Source organism: Actinoplanes sp. NPDC026623 (assembly GCF_040638275.1).
Taxonomy (GTDB): Bacteria; Actinomycetota; Actinomycetes; order Mycobacteriales; family Micromonosporaceae; genus Actinoplanes.
Map to the genome: position 1 here is coordinate 1 of NZ_JBEZXZ010000299.1, position 7,453 is coordinate 7,453.

The window sequence follows — 7,453 nt, forward strand, 5'->3', positions numbered from 1 at the left end:
CCCGTAGCTCCGCTGCACCAGCAGGCCGCCGAGGAAACCGCCGAGCACCAGGGCGATCGCGCCCAGCACCAGCGTGCCGCGGTTCCACCAGCGGCGCGGCGCGGCCCGGGCGAGCTCGGCGGCCAGGCCGTCGTCGCGGTCCTGCGGCTCCATCGGCTCGGTGCCGACCGGAGTCAGGACGGCGGTGTCGTCGAAAGAAGGGTTCACAACGATCCTCACTCGTAGCGCAGCGCGTCGATGGGGCGCAGCCGGGCCGCCCGGCCGGCGGGCAGGCCGCCGAAGAACAGGCCGATCGCGATGGACACGCCCAGGGCGAGCCCGATGGAGCTGGGCACGATGACCGGCTTCACCCCGACGATCTCGAAGCTGCTGCCGATCAGCGCCGCCGCGACGCCCAGGGCGCCGCCGAGCACGCTCAGCACCGTGGCCTCGATCAGGAACTGGGTCAGGATCACCCGGCGGGGCGCACCCAGTGCCTTGCGGATGCCGATCTCGCGGGTCCGCTCGGTGACGGTGACCAGCATGATGTTGGTGATGCCGATCCCGCCGACCAGCAGGCTGATCGCGGCGACCGCGCCGAGCAGCGTGGTGAACGTGTCCGCCGTCTCGGTCTGCGTCGCCAGCAGCTGGGAGGCGTTCTGGATCCGGTACGGCGTGCTCGACGCCGACGGCAGCACCTCAAGCCGCTGGTTGAGGATGGTCGCCACCTCGGACTGGACCGCGTTGACCCGGTCCGGGCTCCTCGCCTCGACCAGAATCGAGTTCAGCGCCCCGTACCCGGTGAGCACCTGGCGCACCGCGGAGAGCGGGGCGATCGCGGTGTCGTTGCCGTCCTGCAGCCCGGTCGAGCTCTTCGCCGCGAGCACCCCGACCACCGTGAACAGCGCCCCGCCGACGGTGACCTGCTTGTCGAGCGGGTCGGTGCCGGGGAACAGCTCCTCGGCGACGGTCTGGCCGATCACCACGACCCGCCGGCCCTGCGCCAGGTCGTCGGCGGTGAAGCCGGCGCCGGCGCCGACCGGCGTGTTCGAGGCGGCGAACCAGCTCGGCGCGGTGCCGACAAACTGGCTCACCTCGTGATCGGTGCCCTCGTAGGTGAGCGTCGCCGACGCGCTGACCACCGGCGAGACCGAGGCGACGTCGGGCGCGAGGGCCGGATCCACGAGCGCGTCCGCGATGGCGGGGGTCAGCGCGGTGCTGCTCGATCCGCCGCGGCCGGTGCTCATCACGGTGATCGTGTTGGTGCCCAGCGCCTCGATCCGGTCGCTGATCGCCTGCGCCGAGCCGTTGCCGACCGCGACCAGCAGGATCACGGCGGCGACGCCGATCAGGATGCCCAGCATGGTCAGCGCGGACCGCAGCTTGTTGGCCGACAGCCCACGCAGGGCGAAGCGGACCACCTCATGGAAGCTCATACGCTGTGCCTTCCGGACCGGGCACCGACCGGTACGCGGTCGAGCGGTGACTGGCGTACGTCGGTGACGATCTGGCCGTCGACGAGCCGGACCAGCCGCTTGGTGCGGTCGCCGACCTCGGGCTCGTGGGTGATCAGGACGATCGTGCGGCCGGCGGCGCTGAGCTGGTCGAAGACCTCCAGCACGTCCGCGGTCGAGCGGGTGTCCAGGTTGCCGGTCGGCTCGTCGGCGAGCACCAGCGCCGGGTCGGTGACCAGCGCCCGGGCCACCGCGACGCGCTGCTGCTGGCCGCCGGAGAGCTGGTTGGGCTCGTGCCGGGCCCGGTCGGCCAGCCCGACGATCTCCAGCGCGGCCATCGCCCGCTCCCGGCGCTGCCGCGGCTTGACCCCCGCGTACGCGAGCGGAAGCTCCACATTGGCCACCGCGCTGGTCCGCGGTATCAGGTTGAACGCCTGGAAGATGAAGCCGATGAGGCGGTTGCGGGCCAGCGCGAGCTGCCGGTCCGCGAGCCGGCTCACGTCGACGCCGTCCAGCAGGTAGGTCCCCGCGCTGGGCGCGTCCAGCGCGCCGAGGATGTTCATCAGGGTCGACTTGCCGGAGCCCGAGGAGCCCATGATCGCCACGTAGTCGCCGCGCTCCACGGTCAGCGAGACGCCGCGCAGCGCGTGCACCGTCGCCTCGCCCATGCCGTAGACCTTCGTGAGGTCGCGGACGTCCAGGACCGGCCGGGTCACCGGTTGCCCCGGGTGCCCGTGCCGCCGCCGTTGAAGCCGCCGCCGGGCGGGGCGCCGCCGAAGCCGCCCGGCAGGCCGCCGCCCGGGAAGCCGCCTGTGCCGCTGCCGGTGGTGCCGGCGGCCGTCGTGATCACCACCTGCTCCCCCACGGTCACCCCTGAGATGAGCTGGGTGGCCTGGTCCCCCTCGAGCCCGATCTCGACGGCGCGGACCTCCCGGACGCCGTCGGCCAGCACGGTCACGGTGTGCCGGTTGCCGACCGTGGTCACCGCGGCCGCGTTGACGTAGATGGCGTCGGCGACCTCGCCGGTGACGACGGAGACCGAGACCGTCTGTCCCGGCTTAGCGCCGGTGGGCACCTTGTCCAGGCTGAGCGTGACGCCGTAGGTCACCACGTTGTTCGCGGTGGTGGCCTGCGGGTCGACGGCGACCACCTTGCCGGTCTGTGTGGTGCCGCTCAGCGCGTTCCAGGTGACGGTCGCGGCCTGGCCCTCCTTGAGCCTTGTCGCGTCGGCCTCGGCGAACGCGGCGGTGACCTGCAGCCTGCGCAGGTCGGCGAGGTCGATGAAGCCGCTGGAGGACGACGACGAGGAAGAGGACGACGAGGAGGAACCCGACGCGGACGGCCCGCCGCCGCCGGACGAACCGGACGACGAGGAGCTGCCGGACGACGAGCTGCCGAGGGTCCCGTTGACCGCCACGACCGTGCCCGCCATCGGCGCGTGCAGCACCGTGCCGGTCACCCCCGCCTCGGCCTCGTCGACGGCGAGCCCGGCCTGGGTGACCTCGTTCTCCGCGGAGGACGTGTCGGTGCCGGCGTCCTCGGCGCGGGTGACCGCGTCCCGGGCCGCGTCGAGGTCGGCCTCGGCCGCCGCGAGCGTCCGCTTCGCCTCCGCGGGGTCGACCTTGGCCAGCACCTGGCCCTTCTCGACCTTGTCGCCGACCCGGACCGAGATCGAGGTGACGGTGCCGCCGGTGACGAAGCTCGCGCTGGCCGACTCGGCGCTGACCAGCGAGCCGTCGGCGGTGACCGAGGCGGTGACGGTGCCCTGCTGCACGGCGACGGTCCGCACCGACGCGGAGGCCGCGGTGCCGGCGTCGGGACCGGACACGATCTCGTACGCCCAGTAGGCGCCGGCGACGAGCAACAGCCCGAGTGCGGCGTTGACCGCCGCCGAGGGGCGGCGCAGGGAACCCAGGGGCACAGGCATGACGGACACTGTGGCGACACCCCCTCGGAGAATCTTCGGGTCTTGCTGGGAGCCACCTCGGAACCTCAGGAGGCGTCGCCCGCCGCGGGCAGCAGCACCCGGAAGGTGGCGCCGCGGCCGTCGCTCGGGTCGAGCTCCACCCAGCCGCCGTGCCCGTGCACGATCGCCGCGACGATGGACAGCCCGAGGCCCGAGCCGCCGCCGCGACCGCGGGTCCGGCTGGAGTCGGCCCGGTACAGCCGCTCGAAGACCCGCGGGGCATGCACGGCGGGCACGCCCGGCCCGTCGTCGCTGACCTCGAGGACGGCCAGCGGCACGCCCGTGGTCACCGCGCCGGAGCGCACGGCGCCATCCGGCGGCAGGTGGCCGGCCACCCGGCCCACCCGTACGGTGACCCGGGCCCCGCCGGCGGTGTGCTGCAGGGCGTTCGCGACCAGGTTGGTGGCGACCTGGCGCAGCCCGTGTTCGTCGCCGAGCACGGTCGGCGGCACGAAGGTGTCCGTGTGGTCGTCGAGCGCGGCCAGCCGTACGGGCCGGTCCGGCACCCGGGCGTGCGCGTCGCGGATGGTGTCGGCGGCTATCTCGAGCAGGTCCACCGGCCGCGGCACCGGCGGCCGTTTCAGGTCCAGCCGGGCGAGCAGCAGCAGGTCCTCGACGAGCACCCCCATCCGGCCGGCCTCGCCCTCGATCCGGCTCATCGTCTCGTCGAGCTGCGGGCCGGGCGGGGCGCCGCCGCGGCGGTACAGCTCGGCGAAGCCGCGGATGGAGGTCAGCGGGGTGCGCAGCTCGTGCGACGCGTCCGCGACGAACTGCCGCAGCCGCTGCTCGGAGGCGGTCCGGGCGGAGACCTCGGCCTCGATCCGGGCCAGCATCAGGTTGAGCGCGGCGCCGAGGCGGCCGGGCTCGGTGTGCGCGTCGGTGCCGGCGACCCGGCCGGACAGGTTGCCCGCCGAGATGGCGGTTGCGAGCCGCTCCATCTCGGTCAGCGGGCGCAGGCCGAGCCGCACCACGAACGCGGAGCCGGCGCCGAGCAGCGCGAGCATCAGCAGGGTCACGCCGACGTCGATGAGCAGCAGCCGGTCGCCGGTCTGCTGGACCTCGACCAGCGAGGAGCCGAGCACCACCGCGCCGCCCCGGCCGGCGCCGGTCTCCGGTACGGCCACCGCGAGCAGCCGCCAGTCGGCGCTGCCGTCGGCCGCCGCGACCGTGTACGGCCGCCCCCGCGCGGCCCGCGCCAGGACGTCGGCGAGCGGTGCCACCGGCGGCCGGGTCGTGTCGGCGGCCGAGCTGCGGTAGGTGTCGAGCGTGCCGTCCGCGGCGTAGACGTAGACGACCTGGTCGGCGCCGAGCCGGGACTGCCGGGCCCGCGGCGGGAGGCCGCCGGGCTGCGACAGGTCCGGGCGCTGGGCGTTCACGAACGGGCGCGTCATCGCGGTGAGCTGCTCGTCGATGCGGTCCCGCAGGTAGCTGCGGATCAGCAGCAGGCCCGCGACGTTGGCGGCGATCAGCGCGAGCGCGGCGAGCACCCCGACGACGAGCGCCAGGCGCGAGCGCAGCGTCCAGTGCCCCCACCGCCGCGGACGCCAGCTCACTCGTCTCCGCGCGGCAGCCGCAGGGCGTAGCCGACGCCGCGCACGGTGTGGATCAGCGGCGGGTCCGTCTTGTCGATCTTGCGGCGCAGGTAGTAGACGTACGACTCGACGATGCGGCCGTCGCCGCCGAAGTCGTACTTCCACACCCGGTCCAGGATCTGCGCCTTGCTGACCACCCGGCCCGCGTTGACCATCAGGTACTTGAGCAGATTGAACTCGGTCGGCGAGAGGTCGACCAGCCGGCCGGCGCGGCGCACCTCGTGCGCGTCCTCGTCGAGCTCCAGGTCCGCGTAGCGCAGCACCCCGGCCGCGCCCGGCACCTCCAGCTCCGGCTGGCTGCGCCGCAGGATGGCCCGGATGCGCAGCACCACCTCCTCGAGGCTGAACGGCTTGGCGACGTAGTCGTCGGCGCCGGCGGTGAGCCCGGCGACCCGGTCCTCGACGGCGTCGCGCGCGGTCAGGAACAGCACCGGGGTGCCGCGCCCCGAGGCGCGCAGCCGCCGGGCGACGTCGAAGCCGTCCAGGTCGGGCAGCATCACGTCGAGCACGACCAGGTCGGGTTCGAAGTCCTCGATCGCGACGAGCGCGCCGTGCCCGGACTCCGCGACCCGGACGTCGAACTCGACCAGCCGCAGCGTCGCGGAGAGCAGGGCGGAGATGTTGGGCTCGTCGTCGACCACCAGGACCCGGGTCGGGCGGGCCTGCGACGGTGGTTCACTGAGTGCGACGGAGCCGCGCGTATCGGAAGGCACCCGGAAGAGATATCAGCGCTTCCTTTGAATTCCGTATGAATACTCTTGGAGCGGCCTGAGCCCGGTCACCACGACCGGGCCACGGCCTCGCCCTCGGTCAGCCCGGAGGTGATCTCCGTGTACTGGTCGCCGCGCAGCCCGACGCCCACCGTCACCGGCGCGCCGCCGCGCAGCACGGTCCCGGTGTCGCCCGCGACGTCGTGCACCGCGGTGCTCGGCACCCGCAGCACGTCGGCGGCCGCGCCGGTGGTCACCCGGACCGCCGCGCTCTGCCCGACCAGCAGATCCTTCGGTGCGTCGTCGAACGACAGCAGCACGCCGTAGCGGACCATGGTGCCGTCGTCGGTGCCGACCGGATCGACCTGCACGACGGTGGCGCCGAAGCGCTTCCCGGCCCGGTCCGCGAGGGTGACGACGGCCTTGCGCCGCACGGCGAGCCGGTCGGCGTCGGCCTCCGGGAAGTCGGCGTTGATCTGCATGTCGAAGACGTCGGCCAGGGTGACGGCGGCGCTCCCGGCGCTCACCTGGCTGCCGACCTTGACCGCGACCGACAGGATCCGGCCGGCGATCGGCGCGGTGATGGTGGCGCCCTCCAGTTGATCCTCGGCGTTGGCCACGGTCACCTCGGCCTGGTTCACCCGCTGCCGGGCGCTGAGCACCGCGTCGCCGCCCTGCCCCGGTCCGCCGCCCGACGTCCCGCCGCCGGGGGCGGCGCAGCTCGCGCCCGTGGTGGGGCCGCCGCCCCGCGCCGGCGGGGTCGTCGCCGGTGCCGGCGTGCCGCCACGGGCGGGCGTCGTCGTCCGGGTGGGCGCGGTGGTCGCGGCGGGCGGCGAGGCGGTGGCGCTCGCCGAGGGCGACCCGCCGGGCGTCGCCGAGGGGCTGGTGTAGGCGGCCGCGACCACGCAGCCGGACGAGGTCGTGGGGGTCGAGGACGCGTCGTCCTCGGCCTCCGCGAGCGCGTCCCGGGCGTCGGCGAGCGCCTCGCGGGCGGAATCGACGTTCGCGGCCGCGGAGGTGTCGTCGATGCTCGCGAGCACCTGGCCGGGCGTCACCATGGTGCCCGCGCGGACCTTGACTCCTTCGACAGTGCCCGCCACCGAGAACGACAGGCTGCGCGTCTGCGCCGGCTCCACCGTGCCGGTCGTCGCCACCGCGGTGGTCACCGCGCCGCGATCCACCGCGACGGTGGCCGCCGCGGCCGGTTTCTCGCCGGCGCCGGCGGTCAGCGCGCGCACGGTCCCCGCGACCAGCAGCAGGACCGCGACGATCCCCGCCGCCGTCCACACCCACCGCCGGTGTCTCCCGCGCCAGGCGGTCAGGCCATCACCCATGGTCGGGAAGTGTTGCCGAGAGTCCTCGCCGCCGGCTCGGTCCCACCTCGGAGTTGCCTCGGAGGCGGAACCGGCACGCACTCCTAGCGGATTCCGAGGGACGTCCGACGTTGCGGCGAGGTCGAGGGGCTTGCCTGGCGGGTCGTATCCGCGTCATTGAGGAGAGACCGTGCCGCACTCGAGAAACACGTCACCCCGCCGGATCGCGGGACTGGGCATCGCCTCCGTGGCGCTGCTGTTCGCCACGGCCGCCTGCGGCGGCACCGATGCCGACGGCACCGGCGGCGGCGGCGCGAACACCGCCTTCACCGCGTACGCGGACTGCCTCAAGAGGAACGGCGTCACGATCACCGTGCCGACCGGCGCGGGCCGCAACCGGCCGTCCGGCGGCCCGTCCGGCGCGCCCGGTGGTCCCGGC

The 7,453-nt window shown here is 74.4% G+C and carries 5 protein-coding genes and 3 pseudogenes; 1 reads left to right on the forward strand and 7 read right to left on the reverse strand.

Features of this window, described 5'->3' with window-relative positions; all coding sequences use genetic code 11:
* The 7 genes and pseudogenes from AB0F10_RS42730 to AB0F10_RS42760 form a co-directional block, all read right to left on the reverse strand.
* Nucleotides 1–207: pseudogene (locus tag AB0F10_RS42730) on the reverse strand (hypothetical protein); the annotation flags it as partial.
* An 8-nt stretch (nt 208–215) separates the two neighbouring features.
* Nucleotides 216–1,415, reverse strand: coding sequence for an ABC transporter permease (locus AB0F10_RS42735; protein WP_360639520.1), 1,200 nt, complete (start codon nt 1,413–1,415; stop codon nt 216–218).
* A complete protein-coding gene (locus tag AB0F10_RS42740; protein WP_360639532.1) occupies nt 1,412–2,101 on the reverse strand; it encodes an ABC transporter ATP-binding protein in 690 nt (229 codons plus the stop codon). Before AB0F10_RS42740 ends, AB0F10_RS42735 begins: the two co-directional genes overlap by 4 nt.
* A 44-nt stretch (nt 2,102–2,145) precedes the next feature.
* On the reverse strand, nt 2,146–3,360 hold the full coding sequence (locus AB0F10_RS42745) for an HlyD family efflux transporter periplasmic adaptor subunit (RefSeq protein ID WP_360639523.1): 1,215 nt from the start codon (nt 3,358–3,360) through the stop codon (nt 2,146–2,148).
* Nucleotides 3,339–4,952, reverse strand: a pseudogene (locus AB0F10_RS42750) (HAMP domain-containing sensor histidine kinase); the annotation flags it as partial. The gene AB0F10_RS42745 and the pseudogene AB0F10_RS42750, both read right to left, overlap by 22 nt.
* Nucleotides 4,949–5,704: a response regulator transcription factor gene (locus tag AB0F10_RS42755; protein WP_360639526.1), complete on the reverse strand. Its 756-nt coding sequence runs from the start codon at nt 5,702–5,704 to the stop codon at nt 4,949–4,951. The gene AB0F10_RS42755 and the pseudogene AB0F10_RS42750, both read right to left, overlap by 4 nt.
* 65 nt (nt 5,705–5,769) lie before the next feature.
* Complete coding sequence (locus AB0F10_RS42760) at nt 5,770–7,035, reverse strand: HlyD family efflux transporter periplasmic adaptor subunit (RefSeq protein WP_360639529.1); 1,266 nt, start codon at nt 7,033–7,035, stop codon at nt 5,770–5,772.
* A 169-nt stretch (nt 7,036–7,204) separates the two neighbouring features.
* Between AB0F10_RS42760 and AB0F10_RS42765 the strand changes: the two are divergent.
* Nucleotides 7,205–7,453: pseudogene (locus AB0F10_RS42765) on the forward strand (hypothetical protein); the annotation flags it as partial.

Excerpts from the sequence above, each read along its gene's own strand:
- AB0F10_RS42735 (WP_360639520.1), bottom strand. The coding sequence starts at position 1,415 with ATGAGCTTCCATGAGGTGGTCCGCTTCGCCCTGCGTGGGCTGTCGGCC.
- AB0F10_RS42740 (WP_360639532.1), bottom strand. The coding sequence starts at position 2,101 with ATGGGCGAGGCGACGGTGCACGCGCTGCGCGGCGTCTCGCTGACCGTG.
- AB0F10_RS42745 (WP_360639523.1), bottom strand. The coding sequence starts at position 3,360 with ATGCCTGTGCCCCTGGGTTCCCTGCGCCGCCCCTCGGCGGCGGTCAAC.
- AB0F10_RS42760 (WP_360639529.1), bottom strand. The coding sequence starts at position 7,035 with ATGGGTGATGGCCTGACCGCCTGGCGCGGGAGACACCGGCGGTGGGTG.